The sequence below is a fragment of the Myxococcus guangdongensis genome, assembly GCF_024198255.1.
GTDB classification, from domain to species: Bacteria; Myxococcota; Myxococcia; order Myxococcales; family Myxococcaceae; genus Myxococcus; species Myxococcus guangdongensis.
Genome location: NZ_JAJVKW010000004.1, coordinates 1 through 24,606, shown reverse-complemented (window position 1 = coordinate 24,606; position 24,606 = coordinate 1). Strand labels below are relative to the sequence as shown.

Genomic DNA, 24,606 nt, shown 5'->3' with positions numbered 1-24,606 from the left:
GACACGATGCCACAACCTCTCCTCTGTCTGGGGAATTCGATGCCGATGCCAATCCAGGTCTTCACGACGTGCCCTCGCAGCGCGGAGCCGGAGGCCTTCCATTCGCGGGCCCTGCGCACCTTCGAGCTGACCGAGCGCGCGGGGTTCACCGGCACGCTCATCTACACGGGCAATGACGTCACGGTGGAGCCGTGGTTCCTGGCCCAGGAGCTCGTCACCCGCCATCCCCGGCTGAGCCCGCTGGTGGCCGTCAATCCCATCTACATGCACCCGTTCACCGTGGCGCGCTTCATCTCCGCGCTGGCGTCCATCCATGGGCGCCGCTGCCACCTCAACCTCGTGGCGGGCACGTCGCTGCGGGACCTGGAGGCCCTGGACGAGGAGCTCAGCCACGATGAGCGCTACCAGCGGGTCCGCGAGTTCGCGCGAATCGTGATGGGCCTGTGCTCCAGCACGAGCCCCTACTCCTTCGGTGGAGACTTCTACGGCGTCGCCAACCTCCTGCTCCGCCCACCGGTGCCGGCGGCGCTGCGCCCCGGCCTGTTCGTGGCGGGGCAGTCCGCCGGCGCCAGTCAGACCGCCACCGCGCTGCAGGCCTGCGGACTGGGCATGCTCCAGCCCGACCTGGGCGTGCTGCCCGCGGGCTCTCGTGGCGTGCACCTGGGCCTCGTCTGCCGCGACACGGACGCGCAGGCGTGGAGCGCGGCCCACGCGCTGTTCCCGCCCGACGAGCGGGGAGAGCGGATGCAGCGCTTCTCCGCGCGGAACACCGACGCCGTCTGGAAGGCCCGCATGCTGAGCCTGGCCGACGACAAGGTCGCGGGGGTCGAAGGCTATTGGTTGGAGCCCTTCAGCCGCTTCCAGGCGGACTGCCCCTTCCTCGTCGGCGGCCAGGAGCACATCCACCGCCTGCTGCGCCAGTTGTTGGAGCAGGGCATCCAGCACCTGGTGCTGGAGCTGCCCGCCCAGGAGGAGGACTACGTCCACGCCGCCCGGGCGTTCGCGTCCCTGACGGCGGTGCGGGTCCAGCCCGGCGACGCGCCAGCGCCCACGTGACGTGCCTCCACACCTCTCTACTCCTTCACCCCGAGGTTCTCCCCATGCGACGCATCCTGTTCAAGTCCAAGATTCATCGCGCCACCGTCACCCAGGCGGACCTCGACTACGAGGGCTCGGTCACCATCGACGAGGAGCTCATGAGGGCCGCGCGCATCGTCCCGCACGAGAAGGTCGCCGTGTGGAACGTGACACGAGGCACGCGGCTGGAGACCTACGCGCTCAACGGCGCGCGCGGCAGCGGCGTCATCTGCATCAACGGCGCGGCCGCCCACCTCAACCAGCCCGGCGACCTCGTCATCCTCGCCACCTTCGCGGAGGTGGAGGAGGACGAGGTCTCCGACTGGGAGCCCACCGTCGTGTTCGTCGACGGCGACAACCGCATCATCACCGGCCGGCACGTCGAGCTGCCGGGTCCCCTGCGTCGCGAGGCCTGACGCCGCCCTCCGCGGGAGGCCCTGCCGCCGTCGTCCGGGTGCGTCTTCGTCGGGACGCACCGCGGCACGGAGGGTGGCCGTTGCGACCCACGCGGGACCATGGACGAAGGCCCGTAGGATGGCCACATGAACGAATGGCTTCGTCGCGCGGCGGCTCCGGGTCTCGTCACGCTCCTGCTCACCACGGCCTGTGGCGATTCCCGGGAGGCCACGGGGGAATGTCGGGGCACCCTCCAGGCAGAACAGGTGGACTGGCCCATCGACGGCGAGGACTCGCGCCTGGTCAGGGACCGCTTCGGGTTCATCACCCCGTGGTTGTTCCTCAACTACCTGCCGGACGGACAGGCCACGCTCTCCGCCTTCGGCGCGGACGTCGAACTGGCCGATGGCACCTCGCTCGCGAGGGGCGACGTCCCTCGCACCGCCCAGCTCCTCAACACCGGGTTCGACCTGGCGCCCGAGCAGGGCTCGGCGGTGAAGAGCTGGCAGGCCACCCGGGCGGACTCGGTCGGCAGCGGCACGGGCTTCCCCGAGCGCTCGGGCGTCCCCGCGAATGGAACCCTGACGCTGGAGGTCCTGGCGGATGACCACGCCGAGGGGCGCTTCGTCTACCGCTACGCCAACGGCGACGAGCTGACGTGCACCTTCGATGTCCCCACGCCCGCGGCCGCCGGGAGCATCTGGGACGGCGGTGGCGGCGGCGGTGACGACGACGATGACGACTGAGGTGCCGTGAGGCTCAGCCCGCGGGGAACCACCACGACAGCTTGAGCGCGAAGGTGTGTCCCCCTGGGCTCAGCAGCGCGTCGCCCAGCGCCTTGGGCGCCAGCGCGTTGCCCCCGAGCGAGTCGGCGGAGCGGTCCTGCTGCCACACCGCGTAGAGCGTGCTGCCCGGGCGCCACTCCCAGCGCAGCACCACGTTGCTGCGGAAGGAGCGGACGTTGAAGTCCTGGTTGACCAGTTGAAAACCGCTCGCGCCGTCCGTCACGTCCCAGTCCCCGCCCTCGCCGCGCGACAGCGACGTGCCGTCCTGTCCGTACCTGCGCAGCTGACGTCCGCGCGCGCGGGCCAGCTCACCGGGCGCGCTGAAGACGCCGCTGGACGCGAAGGGCTCCGCGTAGGCCTCCAGGCTCAGGTCCGGGGTGATGAAGAGGTTGGCGCGAAAGCGCAGCGCCAGCTCACGGCGTCGCACCGCGCCGAAGACGTAGCGCCGCGCATACGTCTCCTCCCGGCCGCCGTCCAGCGTGGCCATGTACTGACGGGCCTCCGTGTACAGCGAGCCCACGGGCTCCACCGACAGGCGCAGGTTGCGCAGGGGCTGCACGGTGACGGTGCCCGTCAACGTGCCACCGCCGCTGCCGTCCTCGTACGTCCACGCCAGCGCGTCCACCTCCCACAGGTTCGTCCCGGAGGCGTTGTTGTTCAGGAGCAGGTTCGCCTCCAGCCCCTGGGGCGTCTGCATCAGCGGACCGCCGCGCGTCAGCTGGTCCGAGAACGCGCGCGGGTAGTAGGTGACGAGCAGGCTCGCCTCCCAGAAGTTGGGGAAGGTCACCTCGCCGTTGAACATGAACTGGTTCACGGTGCGCGTGCCGCCGTGGTTCCAGTTGCCGTACGTCAAGAGGCCCACCTTGTAGCCGCGAAGAAACGTGCCCGGGTTCGTCTCGCGGTAGTACAGCCCCAGGTTCAGGTCCACGTCGTCCGTGGTGCTCAACCGGCCCAGCTCGTTGAGCTCGAAGCCCGGTGACTCCACGCCCACGCTGCCGTTCCACAGCCAGTGCTCACCGCTCTGGCGCACCACCTTCGCGCCCACGGTGTAGCCCGACATCGAGCGGGACTCCGGGTCCAATCGGACGTAGGTCTGGTCCGGCCGCTGGAAGTAGCGCGCGCTGGAGCGCTGCAGCCGGCTGATGGCTGCGGGGTCTCCTCGCACCAGGCTGCCGCCCGCGAAGCCGGAGACGATGTATTCGCCGTCGCGCAGCCGCAGCCGGAAGTCCGCGCCGCCCGTGTACGCCTCGCGCGCCAGCTCCCCCGTGCGCCCCTCGCCCTCGCCGATGTCGCGGTGGACGGTGGTGAGCGTGGCGCCCACCGTCGAGCCCCTGCCCAGCTCCTGCTGCGCGCGCAGCACGCCGAAGCCCGTGCGCGAGTCCACCTTCACGCGCCCCTGCTCCTGGGACGTGAAGTCGTACGTGTCCGCGTACCCTTCCCCCGTGAGGGCGCCGAGCACCCCCAGCGACAACCCCGACGACAGGCGCCCGGTGAGCTTCGCCGCGCCCCAGATGGGCGTCGCCCGCGAGGGCTCCACGTAGTCCGCGCTGGCGCGCAACCGAGGCGCCGCGCCGATGCGCCGCGAGTAGAAGTAGGCGGGCCCGTTGTTGTTCGTGTTGTTGTTGTTGAACAGCTGGCTGCCCTCCGTGAAGAAGGGCCGCCGCTCGTCCACCACCACCTCGAAGTCCGTGAGGTTCACCTGGGCCGGGTCCGCGTCGATCTGCCCGAAGTCCGGGTTCACCGTCACGTCCAGGTTCAGGTTGGGCCCCAGCCCCACCTTGCCGTCCACGCCCACCCGCGCCGAGTACGCGCGCCGGTCCTCGAAGGGCGTGCCCTCGCGCGGATTGGCGCCCGCGTCCACGCGCCAGTCCCCCGTCACGTACGGCAACAGCTCGATGCGACGCGAGGGCGCCACGCCGTGCAGGCCCGACAGCTCACCGAAGCGAGAGGACCAGCCGGTGATGTCGCGCGGCACCACCACCCAGAAGTCGTCCTCGTTGCGACGCGGGATGACGCGCTGGATGTTGAGGCCCCACACCTGCTCGTTGGCCGCGTCGAAGCGCAGCTGCGAGAAGGGGATGCGCAGCTCCGCCACCCACCCGTCCGCCGTCTGCTGGGTGCGCGCCTCCCACACCGGGTTGAAGGACAGGTCGACGACGTACTCGTGGTCCTCCGGGTGGTACCAGTCCACCCGCACCCCGGCCGCGGTGACGGCGAAGCTGTAGGCCGTGCGCCTGTCGCGGTAGGTGTCCAGGGAGATGATGAGCCGCTCGGCCGAGCCGCTCTCGTCCCGCCGGGTCATCACCGTCTCGATGTCCTCCGGGCTCGGGCTGGACATGCGCGCGCCCACGTAGAGCGCGTCCGCGTCGTACACGAAGGCGACCTCGGTCTTCACCGAGGCGGGCGAGCCCTGCACGGGCTCCTTCTGGAGGAAGTCGCTGGTGAACGCGGCCTGCTTCCACACGTCGTCATCCAGCACGCCGTCCAGCGCCGGCCCCTTGTCCACCCGGTGCGCCTGGAGGTAGCGCCCCTCCACCACCACGGTGGGCACCTGCGCGAGGACAGCGGGCCCCCACGCCAGCAGCAGCAGGACGCACCAGGCCCGTGCCCGGCTCGCGCGCGCACCGCGTCTGTCGACCTGGGCCCCCACGCGTCCACTCACTCCACGGTGACGGCCGCGCGAGGAGGCTCCACCCGGGGAGCGGCGCGCAGCGCGGTGACGGCGCGGGCCAGCCGGGTGCCCGCCACGAGCGCCGCCACCATCAGGATGACGCCCGCGAGCCCCGTGATTCGCCGCGTGTCCAGCAGGTCGATGAGGTAGCCCGCGCTGCTCGCGCCCACCAGCAGGCACGCGGTGCTCACGGAGCGGAAGACGCCCATCACCCGGCCGAGCAGCCCCAGCTCCACGTGCGTCTGCATCAGCGGCCCCAGGCCCACGTTGAGCAGCACGTTGCCCAGGCCGATGAACACCATGCCGCCCATGGCCACCGTGAGGCTCGGCGCCACCGCCATCAGCAGCACGCCCAGGCCGCACACGCCCAGCCCCAGCCCCGGCAGCCACTCCAGCCGCAGCCGCCGGTGCAGGCTGCCCGCCACGGCGAAGCCCGCGAACATGGACACGCCCAGCGTCGTGCCCAGCCACGCCAGCCGGTCCTCGGGCAGCCCCAGCTCCCGCGTCACCAGGTAGAGCTGCACCACCTCGATGAGCCCCGAGGCCGCCATCGCCAGCGCGCCCAGCCCCAACAGGCTGCGCACGAACACGCTGCCCCGGACATACGCGAGCCCCTCCTTCGCCTCGCGCAGCACGGACGCGCCGGGCGCGGACGGCGCGCTCACGCAGCGCGCGCGGATGGCCAGGTTGATGCACATGGCCACCAGGAAGGACGCCGAGTCGAGCGCGAAGCTCACCCACGGCCCCAGCACGAAGTAGATGCCCGTGCCCAGCGCCATGCCCAGGATCATGATGGCGCTCGTCGTGGCCTGCCGCAGGGAGCTTGCCGCCACCAGGTCCTCACGCGGCACCGTCGAGCGGATCAACGCCACCCGCGCCGGGTCATACAGCTGCTCCACCGCGCTCGAGCAGAACGCCACCGCGTACGCCAGCGGCAGGCTCTGCTTCGCCACCGCCACCAGCTGCAACAGGCTCAGCACGCACCGTGCGGCGTCACAGAACACCATCACGCTGCGGCGCTCCCACCGGTCCGCCAGCGTCCCCGCCGTCAGCCCCAACAGCAGCGCGGGCGCCGTCGTGGCCACGGTGATGGCCGCCGTGGCCACGGGGGACTCGCCCCCGGTGACGGAGAAGACCCAGAACAGGAGCGCCATGTTGCGCAGCCAGTCCCCGAGTCCGGAGACCAGCTGGCCACACCAGATGAGCGCGAAGTCACGATGTCTCAGGACCGCGAAGATGGGAGCCCCCTGCCGCTCAGCGGTCGCGCTCGGAGCGCATCTCGCCCATCGCCACCACCACCCGACGCGCCCCCGAGAAGGGCGTCCGGCCGTGGGTGACGAGCATGTTGTCCAGCAGCATCACGTCTCCCGCCTGCCAGGGGAAGGCGAACGTCGTCTTCAGGAACGCCTCCCGCACCTCCTCCAGGTCCGCGTCGCTGATGGGCGTGCCGTCCCCGTACAGGCTGTTGCGCGGCAAGTCCTCCTCCTTGAAGACCATCCGCATCGCCGCGCTCACCTTCGGCCCCAGGTTGGATACGTGGAAAAGATGCGCCTGGTTGAACCAGACATCCTCTCCGGTGAGGGGGTGCTTCATGACCGCCGGGCGCACCGAGCGGGTCCGCAAGCGATTTCCACCCAACCACTCCACCTGCATTCCCACACGCTCACAGTACGCGTCCACCTGGGCCCGGTCCTCCGTCTGAAAGACTTTCTGCCAGGGGAGATCAACGCCCGTGCCGTAATTTCTCACATACATCACCCTCTGACGGGTGAAACGCTCCCGCACTTCGGGTGAGAGGCATTCCAGGACGGCCCGGCTGTCTGCGATGGGTGTCGCCCCACCCTCCAGAGAAGGTTGTACGCAGTGAAAGAACAACTTCATCGGCCAGGCCGACGCGTACGACATTTCATTGTGTTGCGGGATGGTCTCGTTCGCCGGGTACTCCGTGGATGTGTACACCTTCCCACTGACTTCCGTACGCGGAGTGGAACGTTCCTGATACTCGGCCAGGGACGGTTGGATACACTCCGCGAAGCGCTCGAACGCCTCCACGCCTGGCACACGAAAGCCACGGAAGAGCATGGCCGGCCGCTGTGAGAGCAGGTGCCGCAGGGCCTCTGCGTGAGCACGTCCCCACTCGACCAGGTCCACGCCTTCCCGCTCGGGGCCGAGCGCCAGCAGACACGGCGGTGCCCCCGGCAGCGCACGCTGCGACACGTCCGACAGAACTCGCAGATCCAACGGCTTCTCCTACTCCACCAGAGCCCTCGGCTCCGCGCGGACATGGACCCTGTGTGACACACCCTCAGCCTGGGCGTGCTTCATGGACCCCTCTTGACTTCCAGGCATTACCACTTAAAAGATTTGAATTCGATAAGCAACAGTCACCGGGATTGAGATGGACAAACAACGAGTCGAGCCGCGCGTGCGCCGTTGTGGGTCCCCACTCCACGAATAAATCAGACAGGGGCATTCGCTTGCCTTCCGCCAGCAATCAGCACCGGTCCCCCTCGGGCCGGCCTCATTCCCGTTGTGTCACATCCGGCCAGCGACGCTTCTGGTTCCTGGACCAGTTGGAGCGTCACAATCCCTTCCACAATCAGCTGGTCTCGCTGGAACTTCACGGGGAGGTTGAACCGGCCGAGCTGGAGCGACGTCTCACGGCCTTGACCCGGCGACACGACATCCTGCGAGCGCGCTTCACGGCGCACGAAGGACAGCCGTTGCAACAGATTCAGGCGGAGCAGCCGCCGGCCTTCCGACAGGTGGACCTCCAGAATCTGTCGGCCTCCGAGCGCGAGGCCCGGGAGGCGGCGCTCGCGAGCGCGGAGGCGCTGCACCCGTTCGACCTGGAGACCGGCCCGCTGCTGCGCGCGACGCTGGTGAAGCGGGGCGCGGCGGCGCACCTGCTGTTGCTGTCGTTCCATCAGATGATTTGCGACGCGGGCTCGGTGCCGGTGCTGGTGGAGTCGCTGGCGGCGGTGCTCTCCGGTCACGACGACGTGACGGGGACGTACGGAGAGGTCGCCGAGCGGCAGCAGCAGTGGCTGCGCTCGGCGGAGGCGAAGGAGCAGGTGGAGGCGTGGCGCGTGGCGCTGGACGGCGCGCCCCAGGTGCTCGCGCTCCCCACGGACCAGGCGCGGCCGACGGTCCAGACGTATCACGGTGAGACCGCGCGCCAGGATGTGCCCCTGGAGCTGACGCGCCGGTTGGAGGCGCTCGCCCGGGCGGAGGGCGTGGGCCTGTTCGAGGTGCTGCTCGCGGCGCTCCAGACGGTGCTGTATCGCTACACCGGGCAGGAGGACGTGTGCATCGGCACGCCGTCGAGCCTGCGTGAGCCGGCGGAGCGCGGCGTGCTGGGGTGGTTCGGGAACATGCTCGTGCTGCGCGGCCATCCTCGCGCCGCCACGTCGTTCCGCGAGCAGGTGTCCCAGGCGCGCCGGACGCACCAGTGGGCGCTCGCGCACGCGGCCGTGCCGTTCGAGCACCTGGTGGAGACGCTCCAGGTGGAGCGGAGCCTGGTCTTCACGCCCTACTTCCAGGTGACGCTCGAGCTGGCGTCGGCGCCGCCGTCCTTCGAGACACCGGGCGCGAGCCTGCGGCAGCTCCCGCTGGAGTCCCGCTTCGCCCGGTACGACGTGTCGCTGACGGTGACGCCCGGGCCGGCGGGGTTGACGCTGGCCTTCACCTACAACACGGACCTGTTCCACGCGGACACCGTGCACCGGTGGCAGGGCCACCTGCTCAACGTGCTGAGACACGCGGTGGACGCGCCGGAGACTCGGCTGGGCGAGCTGCCGCTGTTGTCAGCGGAGGAGCTGGAGCGGACGCTCCGGACGTGGAACCAGACGACGGCGGTCTACCCGCGCGAGCGGCTCATCCACGAGCTCATCACCGAGCAGGCCCGCCTGCGACCCGACGCGGTCGCCGTCACGCATGGCGACGGGCGCCTCACGTATGGCGAGCTGGAGCGCCGCGCGAACCAGCTGGCCCACGCGCTGAGGGCAAAGGGCCTGGGGCCGGGACGGCTGGCGGGCATCTGCGTGGAGCGCTCGCTGGAGATGCTCGTCGGACTGCTCGGCATCCTGAAGTCCGGCGGGGCGTACCTGCCGTTGGACCCGACGTATCCCCGGGAGCGGCTGCGCTACATGCTGCGCGACTCGGGCGCGACGCTGCTGGTGACGCAGGAGCGGCTCGTGGAGCGACTGCCGAGCCAGGACGTGCCCGTGCTGGTGTTGGAGCGAGAGTCGCTGGACCCGCTGAGCGTCGAGCCTCCCGCGGTGCACATGACGTCCGAGCATCCGGCGTACGTCATCTACACCTCCGGCTCGACGGGCAAGCCCAAGGGCGTGCTGCTGTCGCACCGGGGCCTGGTCAACCACGTCACCTCGCTCCAGGGGACGTACCAGCTCACGGCGGAGGACCGCATCCTCCAGTGCACCTCCATCAGCTTCGACATCTCGCTGGAGGAGATTTTCCCCACGCTGGCCACCGGCGCCACGCTGGTGCTGCTGCCCTTCGAGCGCCTGCCGTCCGTCGCCGAGTTCCTGCGCATGGTGGAGCACGAGCGGCTCACCGTACTGAACGTCCCCACGGCCTACTGGCACGAGTGGGTCACCGACGCCACGCTCCGACAGGCGCGGCCTCCATCGGACGTCCGGCTGGTCATCGTGGGCGGAGAGCGCGCGGCGCCGGAGCAGCTCGCCGCGTGGCGCGCGCTCACGGGGGAGCGGCTCGGGTGGTTCAACGCCTACGGCCCCACCGAGTCCACCATCACCTCCACGCTCTTCGCGCTGCCACCCGGTGCCCCCACGCCCGGCGCGCACCTGGGCATCCCCATCGGCCGGCCCATCGCCAACACGCGCGTGTACCTGCTGGATGCGAACGGGCGCCCCGTGCCCCTGGGCGTGCCGGGCGAGCTCTACATCGGCGGCGACGGCCTGGCGCACGGCTACCTGGGCCGGCCGGAGCTGACCGCCGAGCGCTTCGTGCCGGACGCGTTCAGCGGTGAGCCGGGCGCGCGCCTGTACCGCACCGGAGATCTGGCCAGCCGGCTCGCGGACGGGCAGCTGCGCTTCCTCGGTCGCGTGGACCACCAGGTGAAGGTGCGCGGCTTCCGCATCGAACTGGGTGAGCTGGAGGCGCACCTGATGGAGCACCCCGCGGTGCGCGACGCGGTGGCGGTGGCGCGCGAGGACACACCGGGGCAGCCCCGGCTGGTGGCCTACGTGGTGCCCGCGCCGCCGGGCGAGGCCTGGGGCGACGCCATCGACGAGCAGGAGCTCAACGACGAGCAGATCTCCCAGTGGCAGACGCTCTACGACGACGCGTACCACCGCGCCGCCGACGAGGAGGACGGCGAGTTCAACACCGCCAGCTGGAACAGCAGCTACACGGGCCAGCCCATCACCGCCGAGGAGATGCGTGAGTTCGTGGACCACTCCGTCCAGCGCATCCTGGACCTGGAGCCTCGCCGGGTGCTGGAGATTGGCTGCGGCACGGGCCTGTTGCTGGTGCGAATCGCGCCGCACTGCGAGCACTTCACCGGCGCGGACTTCGCGCAGGGCGCGCTCAAGGGCCTCCAGCGCTTCGTGGACCGGATGTCGCCGAAGCTCGGCTCGGTGGCGCTGTTGCACCGGGGCGCCGAGGACTTCACGGGCATCGAGCCCGGCTCGCACGACACGGTGGTCATCAACTCCGTGCTCCAGCACTTCCCCACGGTGGACTACCTGGTGAAGGTGCTCGAGGGCGCGGTGGCCACGGTGGGCGAGCGGGGCCGCGTCTTCGTGGGCGACGTGCGCAGCCTGTCGCTGCTGGAGTCCTTCGCGCTCTCCGTGGAGCTGTTCCGGGCGCGGGACACGCTGCCGCTGGAGCAGCTGTCCCAGGCCGTCCGTCGGCGCGTGTCGCTGGACAACGAGCTGGTGGTGGACCCGGCGTTCTTCCTCGCCCTGCGCGCCCACCTGCCCCGCATCCAGCGGGTGGACCTGTGGCCCAAGCGCGGCCAGCACCACAACGAGCTGACGTGCTTCCGCTATGACGTCGTGCTGCACGTCGGCGACGCCGCCGAGGCCGTGGACCCGTACGCGGGCACGGTGCTCGACTGGAAGCGCGACGGGCTCACCCTGGAGAAGCTGCGGCGGAGGCTCGAGGCGGAGCGGCCCGAGCAGCTCGCGGTGACGCGCATCCCCAACGCGCGCCTGACGGAGGTGAGCCGGGCCCGCGAAATCCTGGAGCGCGACGAGCGCCCCACCACGGTGGGAGAGCTGCGCGCCGAGCTGAGGGGCCAGCCGGAACCCGACTGCGTCAACCCGGAGGAGCTCTGGGCCCTGGAGGCCGAGCTCCCCTACACCGTCAGCCTGCACTGGTCCGGAGGCGAGGAGGACGGCGCCGTCGAGCTGCGGCTGCTGCGACAGGGCGCGGTCGCGCCGCCGCTCGCGCCGTCCACCGAGCGGGCCTTCGTGGCGAAGCCGTGGCGCGCGTACACGAACCAGCCGCTGCAGGCGGCCCTGACGCGGCAGCTGGTGCCGCTGCTCCAGGAGCACCTCAAGCAGCGGGTGCCCGAGTACATGGTCCCCTCGGCCATCCTCAGCCTGGATGTCCTGCCGCGCACGCCCAATGGAAAGGTGGACCGCAAGGCGCTCCCCGCCCCCAGCCAGGCGACCCTCGCGCGTCAGGCGGAAGCGGAGGCGACGCGGACGCCGGTGGAGGAGCTGCTCGCCGGCATCTGGGCGGAGGTGCTCGGAGGCAACGCCTTCGGCCTCCACGACAGCTTCTTCGAGCTGGGCGGCCACTCACTGCTCGCCACCCAGGTCATCTCGCGCGTGGGCCGGGCCTTCGGCGTGGAGCTGCCCCTGCATGCGCTGTTCGAGACGCCCACGCTCCGCGGGCTCGCGGAGAAGGTCACCCAGGAGCTGAGGACCCGACGGGGCGTGAGCATTCCCCCCGTGCGCGCGGCGGCCCGGGGCGACACCGTCCCCGCGTCCTCCGCCCAGCGGCGGCTGTGGTTCACGCAGCGGATGGACCCGACGGGGGTCTCCTACAACACGCCGTTCGCCCTCGAGTTGAAGGGGCGGTTGGATGTCCCCTCGCTGGAGAAGAGCCTGCAGGCGCTGGCGCGACGCCACGAGTCGCTGCGCACCACCTTCCGCGAGGTCGACGAGGAGCTGGTCCAGGTCATCCACGCGTTCGAGCCGCGGCCCCTGCCCGTGGTGGACCTGGGCGGGCTGCCCGAGTCCGAGCAGGCGCGGCGACACCAGGAGGCGCTGGACGAGAGCATCCGGACGCCGTTCGACCTGGAGCGCGGCCCGCTGCTGCGTCAGGTGCTCATCCGCGCGGGCGAGGAGGACCACCTCCTGCTGCTGACGCTGCACCACATCGTCTCCGACGGTTGGTCCATGGGCGTGGTCGTCCAGGAGCTGGGCCGGCTGTACGCGGCCTTCCGGGACGGGCTCGACTCACCGCTGGAGGCGCTGACGCTCCAGTACGCGGACTATGCCCTGTGGCAACGGCAGTGGCTCCAGGGCGAGACGCTGGAGCGGGGGCTGACCTACTGGAAGCAGCAGCTGGGCTCGTCGTCGGGCGAGCTGGTGATGCCCACGGACCACCCGCGCGCCTCGGCGACGCACCACCGCTCCGCCATCCAGCGCGCCCGGGTGAGCGCGCCGCTGGTCTCACAGCTCGAGGCCCTGTGCCGCCGTGAAGGCGTCACCCTGTTCATGACGTTGCTGGCCACCTGGAACATCCTGCTCAGGCGCTACAGCGGGCAGGTGGACATCAACGTCGGCACGCCCATCGCGAACCGACACCGTGCCGAAATCGAAGGGCTGGTCGGCTTCTTCGTCAACTCGCTCGTCCTGCGCACGGACATGTCGGACGCGCCGTCGTTCCGCGCGCTGATGCACCGGGTGCGAGACGCCGCGCTCGAGGCCTACGCGCACCAGGACATCCCCTTCGAGCGCATCGTCGAGGCGGTGAGCCCGGAGCGCCGGGCCGACCAGCATCCGCTGTTCCAGGTGATGTTCGCGCTGCACAACGCGCCGCTCCAGCCGCCCACGTTCGACGAGCTGAGCATGTCGTTCGAGGAGCTGGGCACGGGCACGGCCAAGTTCGAGCTCATCCTCACGGCCGAGCAGGACGGCTCGGAGCTGGACCTGGCCCTGGAGTACGACACGGACCTGTACGACGCGGCCACGATCGAACGAATGCTCGGCCACTACCAGGCCCTGCTCGCCTCCGCCGTCCGCGCGCCCGACACCGCCATCACCACGCTCCCGCTCCTCACCGACGCCGAGCGCCAGCAGCTCCTCGTCGACTGGAACGCCACCTCCACCGACTTCCCCCGCCACCACTGCATCCAGCAGCTCTTCACCGAGCAGGCGCAGGCCACCCCGGAGGCCATCGCCCTCCACTTCGGTGACGAGGTCCTCACCTACGCCCAGTTGGAGGCCCAGGCCAACCAGCTCGCGTGGCACCTCCAGGCCTTCGGTGTCCGTCCGGACACGCTCGTGGGTCTCTACCTGGAGCGCTCCCCCACGCTCATCGTCGCGATGCTCGCGTGCCTCAAGGCGGGCGGTGCGTACCTCCCGCTGGACACGTCCTATCCGCCCGAGCGCCTCGCGTTCATGCTCCAGGATGCACGGGCGCCGCTCCTCGTCACCACCGAGGCGCTCTCCGGCAACCTCCCCGTCCCCAGCGGCGTGCACGTCATCGAGCTCGACTCCGACGAGCGCGTCATCTCGCGGCGGTCCACGCGGGCGCCCGCGACGCAGACGGCCCCGTCGAACCTCGCGTACGCCATCTACACGTCGGGCTCGACGGGCCAGCCCAAGGGCATCGTCGTCCCCCACCTCGGCGTCGTCCGGCTCGTCCGCGACTCCCACTTCGTCCAGCTCTCCGCGTCCGACCGCATCGCGCAGATCTCCAACGCCTCGTTCGACGCCGCCACCTTTGAAATCTGGGGCGCGCTGCTCAACGGCGGTGCGCTCATCGGCGTGCCGCGCGACGTCTCGCTCTCACCTTCGCTCTTCGCCGAGTACCTGCGTCGCGAGCGCATCTCCGCCCTCTTCATCACCAGCGCCCTCTTCACGCAGATCGTCCATCAGGTCCCCGACGCCTTCTCCACGGTGTCCACCGTCCTCTTCGGCGGCGAGAGCGCGGACCCGGGGGCCGTTCGTTCCGTCCTCCTCGGCGGTCCTCCCCAACGGCTCATCAACGCCTACGGCCCCACGGAGAACACCACCTTCAGCACGTGGCATCTCATCTCGCGGGCGCCCGCGTCCGGGTACTCGGTCCCCATCGGAGTCCCGCTCTCCAACTCCACCGTCTACGTGCTCGACGAGGCGCTCCAGCCGGTGCCCATCGGCGTTCCGGGCGAGCTGTACCTCGGCGGCGAGGGACTGGCGCGCGGATACCTGCACCAGCCCGCGCTCACCGCGGAGCGCTTCATCGCCCATCCCTTCGAGCCCCAGGCCCGGCTCTACAAGTCGGGGGACATCGTGCGCTGGCTGCCGGATGGACAGCTGGAGTTCGTCGGACGACGCGACCACCAGGTGAAGCTCCGCGGCTTCCGCATCGAGCTGGGTGAAATCGAGGCCGCGCTCACGCGGTCCCCGGACATCGAGGAGTGCGCCGTCCTGGTCCGCGAGGACAGCCCCGGAGACCGACGGCTCGTCGCCTACTTCACGTCCTCGCAGGCCCCGGCCGTCACGGAGCTTCGCGAACGGCTCAAGGGCTCGCTGCCGGAGTACATGGTTCCGTCCGCCTTCGTCCGCCTCCCGAGCCTGCCGCTCACGCTCAACGGCAAGGTCGACCGGAAGGCGCTCCCGTCTCCCGACGGGCTCTCCGCGCCCACCGACAGCTACGTCGCGCCGCGCACGCCCATCGAGGAGCTGCTCGCCAACCTCTGGGCCCACCTGCTCTCGGTCCCTCGCGTCGGCGTCGAGGACAACTTCTTCGACCTGGGCGGGCACTCCCTGCTCGCCACCCAGCTGCTCTCGCGCATCCGCGCGAACTTCGGCAAGGAGCTGCCGCTTCGCGCCCTCTTCCAGAACGCCACGGTGGCGGGGCTCGCGCAGCTCTTGTCCACGCCCATGGAGGACACGGAGACAGGTCCCCTGGTCCCCATCTCGCGCGAGCAGGAGCTGGAGGCGTCCTTCGCACAGCAGCGCCTGTGGCTCGTGGACCAGCTCGAGCCGGGCAGCTCGTTCTACAACGTGCCCACGGTGCTCCGCGTGAAGGGGGCGCTGCAGCCGCGAGTCCTGGAGCAGGGCCTGGATGCGCTCGTCCGTCGCCATGAGGCGCTGCGCTCGACGTTCGAGCACCGAGGCGGACGGCTCCTGGTGCGGTTGGCCGACGACGTCCCGCCGCACACCCTCCCCATCGTCGACCTGACGCACGTCCCGGCCGTGGAGCGGGAGGCGCGGGCACGGCAGCTCATCGAGACCGAGGGCCAGCGTCCGTTCGACCTCGCCCGAGGCCCGCTGCTGCGCACCCTGCTCGTCCGCGTGGACGAGGCCGAGCACCTGCTGCTGCTGACCGTGCATCACATCATCTCGGATGGATGGTCGCTGACCGTCCTCTTCCAGGAGCTCGGGGCCTGCTACGAGGCCCTCGCCTCCCACGAGACGCCGAACCTCCCGCCACTGCCCATCCAGTACGCGGACTTCGCGCACTGGCAGCGCAAGTGGCTCCAGGGGACGGTGCAGCAGACGCAGCTCGACTACTGGAAGAAGCAGCTGGCCGGAGCGCCCGCGCTGCTGGAGCTGCCCACGGACCGTCCTCGGCCCGCCACCCAGCGACACCGGGGCGCCACGCGGTGGTTCAACCTGGAGGCCCCGCTCGTCGAGGCGCTGCGGAAGCTGAGCCGCCAGGAGGGCACCACGCTGTTCATGACGCTGCTCGCGGCGTGGCAGACCTTGCTGTCCCGCTACAGCGGACAGGTGGACATCAGCGTCGGCACCCCTTTCGCCAGCCGCAATCGCGCGGAGCTGGAGGGGCTCATCGGCTACTGCATCAACTCGCTGGTCATGCGCACGGACCTGTCCGGCGCGCCGTCGTTCAAGGAGCTGCTGCGCCGCGTGCGCGAGGTGGCCCTGGATGCGTACGCGCACCCGGACGTCCCCTTCGAGCAGGTCGTCGAGGCGCTCCAGCCCCAGCGAGACCCGCGCTACACACCGCTCTTCCAGGTGATGTTCAACCTCCAGAGCATCTCCACGACACCGCTGACGATTCGTGGCTGCGAGGTCCTCCCCGAGGAGGTTCAAACAGGCGCCGCGAAGTTCGACATGCTGCTGGCCCTGGAGGAGACCGCCACCGGCATCATCGGAGAGTTCGAGTACGACACGGACCTGTTCGACGCGGCCACCATCGAGCGCATGCTGGGTCACTTCCAGACCCTGCTCGCCTCCGCCGTCCAGCACCCGGGTGTCTCCATCACCGCGCTCCCGCTCCTCACGGACGTCGAGCGCCAGCAGCTCCTCGTCGACTGGAACACCACCTCCACCGACTTCCCCCGCCACCACGGCATCCACCAGCTCTTCTCCGAGCAGGCCCGGGCCACGCCGGAGGCCATCGCCCTCCACTTCGGTGACGAGGTCCTCACCTACGCGCAGTTGGAGGCGCGCGCCAACCAACTCGCATGGCACCTGCAGTCCTTCGGCGTCCGTCCGGACACGCTCATCGGCCTCTACCTGGAGCGCTCCCCCACGCTCATCGTCGCGATGCTCGCGTGCCTCAAGGCGGGCAGCGCCTACCTCCCGCTGGACACGTCCTATCCACCCGAGCGCCTCGCCTTCATGCTCCAGGATGCTCGGGCGCCGCTCCTCGTCACCACCGAGGCCCTCTCGGGGAAGTTCTCGGTTCCCGACGGCGTGCACGTCATCGACCTCGAGTCCGACGAGCGCACCGTGTCACGGCAGCCCACGACGGCTCCCGCGACGAGCACCACGCCGTCGAACCTCGCGTACGCCATCTACACATCGGGTTCGACGGGTCAGCCCAAGGGCATCGTCGTCCCCCACCTCGGCGTCGTCCGCCTCGTCCGCGGCTCCGAGTACATCCAGCTGTCCTCCCAGGACCGCGTCGCGCAGGTCTCCAACGCCTCGTTCGACGCCGCCACCTTCGAAATCTGGGGCGCGCTGCTCAACGGCGGCACCCTCATCGGTGTCCCGCGCGATGTCTCGCTCTCGCCCGTGCTCTTCGTCGAGCACCTGCGAAGCGAGAAGGTCTCCGTCCTCTTCATCACGACCGCGCTGTTCAACCAGCTGGCGAATCAAGTCCCGGGCGCCTTCTCCACGCTGTCCACCGTGCTCTTCGGTGGCGAGAACGTCGATGCCGGCGCCGTCCGCGCGGTCCTCCTCGGCGGGCCTCCCTCCCGGCTGCTCCACGTCTACGGGCCCACCGAGAACACCACCTTCAGCACCTGGCATCTCGTCCCACAGGCGCCCCTGCCCGTGCACTCGGTGCCCATCGGCATCCCGCTCTCCAACTCCACCGCCTTCGTGCTCGACGACGCGCTCCAGCCCGTGCCCGTCGGTGTCCCGGGAGAGCTGTACCTGGGAGGCGAGGGGCTGGCGCGCGGCTACCTCCGTCAGCCCGAGCTGACCGCGCAGCGCTTCATCCCGAACCCCTTCGCGGCCGGAGGCAGGCTCTACAAGTCGGGCGACATCGTGCGCCGGCTGCCGGAGGGCCACCTGGAGTTCGTCGGCCGCCGCGACCACCAGGTGAAGCTCCGTGGCTTCCGCATCGAGCTGGGCGAAATCGAAGCGGCGCTGCTCGAGCAGACCTCGGTCGACGCATGCGTCGTCATCGTCCGGGAGGACGTACCGGGAGACCGGAGGCTCGTCGCCTACTTCACCTCCGCGCAGCCGCCCTCCAGCATGGACCTGCGCGAGAGCCTCAAGCGCTCCCTGCCGGAGTACATGGTGCCGTCCGCCTTCGTCTGCCTCCCGGCCCTGCCGCTGTCGCCCAACGGCAAGGTCGACAAGAAGGCGCTCCCGTCGCCCGATACGGAGGGCTCGCGGACCGATGACTTCGTCGAGCCCGGCTCTGCGGTGGAGAAGGTCGTGGCGGAGCTGATGGCGGAGATCCTCAACGTCTCACGCCTCGGCGCGCACGATGACTTCTTCACGCTGGGCGGCCACTCGCTGCTCGCCACGCGCTTCATCTCCCTGGTCCAGGAGATCCTCCAGGTCGCCGTCCCGCTGCGAGTCCTCTTCGGGAATCCGACGGTCGCGACCTTCTCGGAGGCCCTCCTGAATCCCCCGGCGGACCGGGAGGAGCTGCTTCGCACCGCGGAGCTGGTCCTGTCGCTGTCGTCCCAGCCCGACGAAGCGGCCCTCGACTGAGCGCCGCGCCCCCTTTTTTTCCGAAGAACGAGACCTTCATCCATGAGCAAGTTTTCGGACCGCATCCTGAACGCCAAGGCCCGGGCGTCACTCGCCGCGCTGAAGAAGGACGCGCCCGCGCAGCAGGCCATCACCCCGAACACCTCACGCGGCAATCAGGTCGCGCTGTCCTCCGCGCAGCGGCGGCTCTGGTTCCTCGACCGGCTGGAGCCGGGTCAGGCGCAGTACAACGTCCCGGTCTTCGTGCGCCTGCAGGGGCTGCTGGATGAGCGTGCCCTGCGCGCGGCCCTGAACCAGCTCCTGCGGCGCCACGAGTCGCTGCGCACCTGCTTCACCGTCCAGAAGGAAGAGCCCCTCCAGCTCATCGCGGAGGAGTTGTCCCTGGACCTTCAAGTCGTCGACCTCGGCGGCCTGTCCGAAGTGGAGCGTGAGCAGCGCATCCGTGACCTCGCGACAGAGGAGTCACGCAAGCCGTTCGACCTGAGCCAGGCCCCGCTCGTCCGAGCCACCCTGCTGCGAGTGTCCTCGGAGGACCATGTCCTGCTCCTGGCGATGCATCACATCGTCTCGGACGGCTGGTCGATGTCCGTCTTCTTCTTCGAGCTGGGGGCGCTCTACAGCGCCATCCGGCTGGACACCGAGCCCACCCTCGCGCCCCTCAAGCTCCAGTACGCGGACTTCGCGCTCTGGCACAACGAGTGGCTCCGGAGTGACGCCTTCCGGGAGCAGCTCGAGTACTGGAAGAAGCAGCTCGCCGGGGCACCGCCACTGCTGACGCTGCCCACGGACCGCCCGCGCCTGCCGGTGAAGCGCCACCAGGGACAGGCGGCGCGCTTCTCCATCCCGCTGGACGAGGTGGCCGCGCTCAAGAAGCTGGGGCGCGAGGAGCGGACCACGCTCTTCATGACGGTGCTGGGCCTCTTCAACATCCTGATGAGCCGCTACGCGGGCCAGACGGACGTCTGCGTGGGCACGCCCATCGCCAACCGCAACCGTCCAGAGCTCGAGGGGCTCATCGGCTTCTTCGTCAACACGCTCGTGCTCCGCACGGACCTGTCCGGCGCGCCGACCTTCCGACAGCTGGTCCAGCGCGTGCGCGAAGTCTCGCTCGGCGCCTATGGGAACCAGGACCTGCCCTTCGAGCATGTGGTCGAGGCGCTCCACCCCGAGCGCAGCCTGGGCCAGAACCCGCTGTTCCAGGTGATGTTCTCGTTGCAGGAGTCCGCCACCGCGTCCGCCTCGCTCGATGGGCTCACGCTCACCACGCTTCCGGTGGAGACGGGGACGTCGAAGTTCGACCTGTTGATGGCGTTGGAGGAGACGCCGACGGGCCTCACGGGAGACCTGGAGTACGACACGGACCTGTTCGACGCGGCGACCATCGAGCGGATGCTGGGACACTTCCGGACCCTGCTCAGCGCCGCCGCGGCGCAGCCCGACACCTGCATCACCTCGCTGCCGATGCTCACGGAGGCGGAGCGGCAGCAGCTCGTGGTCGATTGGAACCACACGTCCACGGACTTCCCCCGTCAGCACTGCATCCACGAGCTGTTCTCCGCCCAGGCCTATGCCTCGCCGGATGCCATCGCGGTCCGCTTCGGAGACGAGTCGCTCACCTATGCGCAGCTCGAGGTCCAGGCCAATCAACTGGCCTGGCACCTCCAGTCCCTCGGCGTCGTCGCCGATACGCTGGTCGGGCTCTACCTGGAGCGCTCGCCGTCGCTCATCGTCGCGATGCTCGCGTGCCTCAAGGCCGGGGGCGCGTATCTGCCGTTGGATACGGCGTATCCGGCGGAGCGCCTCTCGCTCATGTTGCGGGATTCTGGCGCGCCCATCCTGCTGACCTCGCGCACGCTCGCTGGAGCGATTCAAGCGCCCGAGGGTGTCCGCGTGCTCAGCTTGGAGGAGCTCGCGCCGACCCTCGGGAAGCTGCCCACGCACGCGCCCTCGACGCTCACGACGCCCTCGAATCTGGCGTATGCCATCTACACGTCGGGCTCGACGGGCCAGCCCAAGGGCATCGTCGTCCCTCACCTCGGCGTCGTCCGCCTCGTCCGCGACTCCGACTACATCCAGCTGTCGCCCCAGGACCGCGTCGCCCAGGTCTCCAACGCCTCCTTCGACGCCGCCACCTTCGAAATCTGGGGCGCACTCCTCAACGGCGCACTCCTCGTCGGCGTCCCTCGCGACGTCTCCCTCTCTCCTCCTCTCTTCGTCCAGCACCTGCGCGGCGAGAAGGTCTCCACCCTCTTCCTCACCACCGCCCTCTTCAACCAGCTCGCCCACCACGCCCCCGACGCCTTCTCTTCCCTCTCCACCGTCCTCTTCGGCGGTGAGCTGGTCGACCCCGACGTCGTCCGCGCCGTTCTCCTCCACGGCCCTCCCTCCCGCCTCCTCCACGTCTACGGGCCCACCGAGAACACCACCTTCAGCACCTGGCACCTCATCTCCTCCCCGCCCGCGCCAGGGCATACCGTCCCCATCGGCAAGCCCCTCGCCAACTCCACCGCCTTCGTCCTCGACGGCGCCCTGCAGCCTGTCCCCGTCGGTGTCCCCGGCGAGCTCTACGTCGGTGGTGACGGCCTCGCTCGTGGCTACCTCCACCAGCCGGGACTCACCGCTGAGCGCTTCGTCGCTCACCCCTTCAAGTCCCAGGCTCGCCTCTACAAAACCGGCGACCTCGTCCGCCTCCTCCCCGACGGCTCCATCGAGTTCCTCGGCCGCTCCGACTTCCAGGTGAAGATTCGCGGCTTCCGCATCGAGCTGGGTGAAATCGAAGCCGCGCTGCTTCGCCACCCCTCCCCCAACGACTGCGTCGTCCTCGCCCGTGAGGACTCTCCCGGCAACCGCCGCCTCGTCGCCTACTTCTCCTCTTCCTCTCCTCCCTCCTCCGCAGAGCTGCGCGACTTCCTCAAGCGCTCCCTCCCGGAGTACATGCTCCCTTCCGTCTTCGTCTGCCTCCCCTCCTTGCCCCTCTCTCCCAATGGCAAGGTCGACAGGAAGGCGCTCCCTTCTCCCGACGGAGTCGCTGACTCCTCCGACTCCTACGTCGCTCCTCGCTCTCCTCTCGAGGAGCTGCTCGCCAACCTCTGGGCTCAGCTCCTCTCCCTTCCTCGCGTCGGCGTCGACGACAACTTCTTCGACCTCGGTGGCCACTCCCTCCTCGCCACCCAGCTCGTCTCTCGCGTCCGCGAAACCCTCCGCCTCGAGCTGCCTCTCCGCGAGCTCTTCGCCAACCCCACCGTCTCCTCTCTCGCTCGCGTCCTCTCCGCTTCCCTCTCCGGCGCCCAGTCCCCCATCGTCCCTTCCCCCAGGGACGCTCGCCTCCCTCTCTCCTTCGCTCAGCAGCGCCTCTGGCTCATCGACCAGCTCCAGCCCGGCAGCGCCGCCTACAACGTCCCTCTCGCCATCCACCTCTCCGGCGAGCTCTCTCTCCCAGCCCTCCAGCTCGCTCTCGACGCCCTCATGGAGCGTCACGAGTCCCTGCGCACCTCCTTCGCTCTCCACGACGGTCAGCCCTTCCAGCTCATCGCGCCTTCTCTCGCGCTGCCGTTGACGTGTGTGGACCTGCAACAAGTCCCCGTCGACGAGCGTGAGGAGCGACTCACGCAGCTCTCCGAGGAGGCGGCGCGACAGCCATTCGACCTGAGCCAGGGCCCGCTGATTCGAGTCGCCCTGCTTCGCGCGGACGAGAGGAAGCACATCCTCCTGCTGACGATGCATCACATCGTCTCGGATGGATGGTCCATGGATGTGCTCTTCCGCGAACTGAACGCGCTCTACACCGCGTTCACCCGTGACGCGTCCTCGCCCCTGTCGGCGCTCCCCATCCAGTACGCGGACTTCGCGGTGTGGCAGCGTCAGTGGCTCCAGGGCGAGCGCCTCGATGCCCAGCTCGCGTACTGGAAGGAGCAGCTCGCGGGTGCGCCTCCAGTCCTGCCGCTGCCGACGGACTTCCCTCGTCCCGCCATCCAGACCTTCCGGGGCGCGGTCGCGAAACGCACCATGCCGTTGTCGTTGCTCGAATCGCTCAAGCGGCTGAGCAGGAAGGAGGGCACCACCCTCTTCATGACGCTACTCGCGGGCTTCCAGGTGCTCCTGCGCCGCTACAGCGGACAGACGGACATCAGCGTCGGAACGCCCATCGCGAACCGCAACCGCGCGGAGCTCGAGGGCCTCATCGGCTTCTTCGTCAACTCGCTGGTGATGCGCACCGACGTGTCCGGAGCGCCGTCCTTCCGCGAGCTGCTGCGCCGCGTCCGCGAAGTCGCGCTCGGCGCCTATGCGCACCAGGACGTCCCCTTCGAGCAGGTCGTCGAAGCCCTCCAGCCCGAGCGGGACCCGAGCTACTCGCCGCTCTTCCAGGTGATGTTCGCGCTCCAGAGTGGCGTCGAACAGTCGCCCCCAGCGTCGGCCCTGGCGATGGAGTCGAGAGAGCTTCGGACGCACACGTCGAAGTTCGACCTCATCGTCGCCACGGTGGAGAGCCCCGAGGGACTGGACTGCGCGGTCGAGTACAACACCGACCTCTTCTCCCCGGACACCATCCACCGGATGCTGGGGCACTTCCAGGCGCTGCTCACCGTGGCGGCGGAGCAGCCGGACACCCGTATCACCGCGCTCCCGCTCCTCACGGACCCCGAGCGAAACCAGCTCCTCGTCGACTGGAACAAGACCTCCACCGAGTTCCCCCGTCACGGGTGCATCCACGAGCTGTTCTCTGTTCAGGCGCGCGCCACACCCCACGCGCTCGCGGTCCGGTTCGGAGAAGAGTCGCTCACCTATGCGCAGTTGGAGGCCCAGGCCAACCAGCTCGCGTGGCACCTCCAGTCTCTCGGCGTCGTCCCCGATACGTTGATTGGCATCTACCTGGAGCGCTCGCCCTCACTCATCGTCGCGATGCTCGCGTGCCTCAAGGCGGGTGGTGCATACCTGCCGTTGGACACAGCGTATCCGGCGGAGCGCCTCTCGTTCATGCTCCGGGACGCGCGAGCCCCCATCCTCATCACCACGCAGACACTCTCCGGAGCGCTCTCCTCCGAGAGCGAGGTCCACGTGGTGACGCTGGACACACAAACGGAGGTGATCGCCCGGCAACCTCCTCGCGCGCCGCCGACTTCGACGCAGCCTTCGAATCTGGCGTACGCCATCTACACGTCGGGCTCGACGGGCCAGCCCAAGGGCATCGTCGTCCCTCACCTCGGCGTCGTCCGCCTCGTCCGCGACTCCGACTACATCCAGCTGTCACCCCAGGACCGCGTCGCCCAGGTCTCCAACGCCTCCTTCGACGCCGCCACCTTCGAAATCTGGGGCGCACTCCTCAACGGCGCGCTCCTCGTCGGCGTCCCTCGCGACGTCTCCCTCTCTCCTCCTCTCTTCGTCCAGCACCTGCGCGGCGAGAAGGTCTCCACCCTCTTCCTCACCACCGCCCTCTTCAACCAGCTCGCCCACCACGCCCCCGACGCCTTCTCTTCCCTCTCCACCGTCCTCTTCGGCGGTGAGCTGGTCGACCCTGACGTCGTCCGCGCCGTTCTCCTCCACGGCCCTCCCTCCCGCCTCCTCCACGTCTACGGGCCCACCGAGAACACCACCTTCAGCACCTGGCACCTCATCTCCTCCCCGCCCGCGCCAGGGCATACCGTCCCCATCGGCAGGCCCCTCGCCAACTCCACCGCCTTCGTCCTCGACGGCGCCCTGCAGCCTGTCCCCGTCGGTGTCCCCGGCGAGCTCTACGTCGGTGGTGACGGCCTCGCTCGTGGCTACCTCCACCAGCCGGGACTCACCGCTGAGCGCTTCGTCGCTCACCCCTTCAAGTCCCAGGCTCGCCTCTACAAAACCGGCGACCTCGTCCGCCTCCTCCCCGACGGCTCCATCGAGTTCCTCGGCCGCTCCGACTTCCAGGTGAAGATTCGCGGCTTCCGCATCGAGCTGGGCGAAATCGAAGCCGCGCTGCTTCGCCACCCCTCCCTCAACGACTGCGTCGTCCTCGCCCGTGAGGACTCTCCCGGCAACCGCCGCCTCGTCGCCTACTTCTCCTCTTCCTCTCCTCCCTCCTCCGCAGAGCTGCGCGACTTCCTCAAGCGCTCCCTCCCGGAGTACATGCTCCCCTCCGTCTTCGTCTGCCTCCCCTCCTTGCCCCTCTCTCCCAATGGCAAGGTCGACAGGAAGGCGCTCCCTTCTCCGGACAGCGCGACGGACGCTTCTGAGTCCTACGTCGCTCCTCGCTCTCCTCTCGAGGAGCTGCTCGCCAACCTCTGGGCTCAGCTCCTCTCCCTTCCTCGCGTCGGCGTCGACGACAACTTCTTCGACCTCGGTGGCCACTCCCTCCTCGCCA

General features: G+C 69.6%; 8 protein-coding genes. 5 read left to right on the top strand and 3 right to left on the bottom strand.

Translation table 11 applies throughout. The features are described from left to right. Positions 1-39: 39 nt before the first annotated feature. From LXT21_RS13530 to LXT21_RS13520, 3 genes are all read left to right on the top strand, one after another. The gene (locus LXT21_RS13530) at positions 40-1,056 is read left to right on the top strand and encodes an LLM class flavin-dependent oxidoreductase (protein WP_254038560.1); all 1,017 of its coding nucleotides are present in this window, start codon (positions 40-42) and stop codon (positions 1,054-1,056) included. A gap of 44 nt (positions 1,057-1,100) precedes the next feature. Further along, a complete protein-coding gene (panD, locus tag LXT21_RS13525) occupies positions 1,101-1,493 on the top strand; it encodes an aspartate 1-decarboxylase (protein WP_254038559.1) in 393 nt (130 codons plus the stop codon). A gap of 126 nt (positions 1,494-1,619) precedes the next feature. Beyond that, positions 1,620-2,219, top strand: a complete 600-nt coding sequence (locus LXT21_RS13520; RefSeq protein ID WP_254038558.1) for a hypothetical protein — start codon at positions 1,620-1,622, stop codon at positions 2,217-2,219. Between the two features lie 13 nt (positions 2,220-2,232). Here the strand turns inward: LXT21_RS13520 and LXT21_RS13515 are convergent, their stop codons facing one another. The 3 genes from LXT21_RS13515 to LXT21_RS13505 are packed head-to-tail and all read right to left on the bottom strand — an operon-like array spanning position 2,233 to position 7,170. After that, entirely contained in the window at positions 2,233-4,908 is a 2,676-nt protein-coding gene (locus tag LXT21_RS13515; RefSeq protein WP_254038557.1) for a DUF5916 domain-containing protein, read from the bottom strand. An 8-nt stretch (positions 4,909-4,916) separates the two neighbouring features. Further along, a complete protein-coding gene (locus LXT21_RS13510; protein WP_256571637.1) occupies positions 4,917-6,155 on the bottom strand; it encodes an MFS transporter in 1,239 nt (412 codons plus the stop codon). Between the two features lie 28 nt (positions 6,156-6,183). Continuing rightward, on the bottom strand, positions 6,184-7,170 hold the full coding sequence (locus LXT21_RS13505) for a TauD/TfdA family dioxygenase (protein ID WP_254038556.1): 987 nt from the start codon (positions 7,168-7,170) through the stop codon (positions 6,184-6,186). Between LXT21_RS13505 and LXT21_RS13500 the strand changes: the two genes are divergently transcribed. Both LXT21_RS13500 and LXT21_RS13495 read left to right on the top strand, forming a co-directional pair. Beyond that, positions 7,119-18,272 (top strand): non-ribosomal peptide synthetase, encoded by an 11,154-nt coding sequence (locus LXT21_RS13500; RefSeq protein ID WP_323394422.1) that lies wholly within the window; start codon positions 7,119-7,121, stop codon positions 18,270-18,272. The genes LXT21_RS13505 and LXT21_RS13500 overlap by 52 nt on opposite strands. 42 nt (positions 18,273-18,314) lie before the next feature. Beyond that, positions 18,315-24,606 (top strand): non-ribosomal peptide synthetase (locus LXT21_RS13495; RefSeq protein ID WP_254038554.1); only part of this gene is annotated, 6,292 nt, incomplete at its 3' end.

Coding starts and splice junctions, on each gene's coding strand:
- LXT21_RS13530 (WP_254038560.1), top strand. CDS start 40: ATGCCGATGCCAATCCAGGTCTTCACGACGTGCCCTCGCAGCGCGGAG.
- panD (WP_254038559.1), top strand. CDS start 1,101: ATGCGACGCATCCTGTTCAAGTCCAAGATTCATCGCGCCACCGTCACC.
- LXT21_RS13520 (WP_254038558.1), top strand. CDS start 1,620: ATGAACGAATGGCTTCGTCGCGCGGCGGCTCCGGGTCTCGTCACGCTC.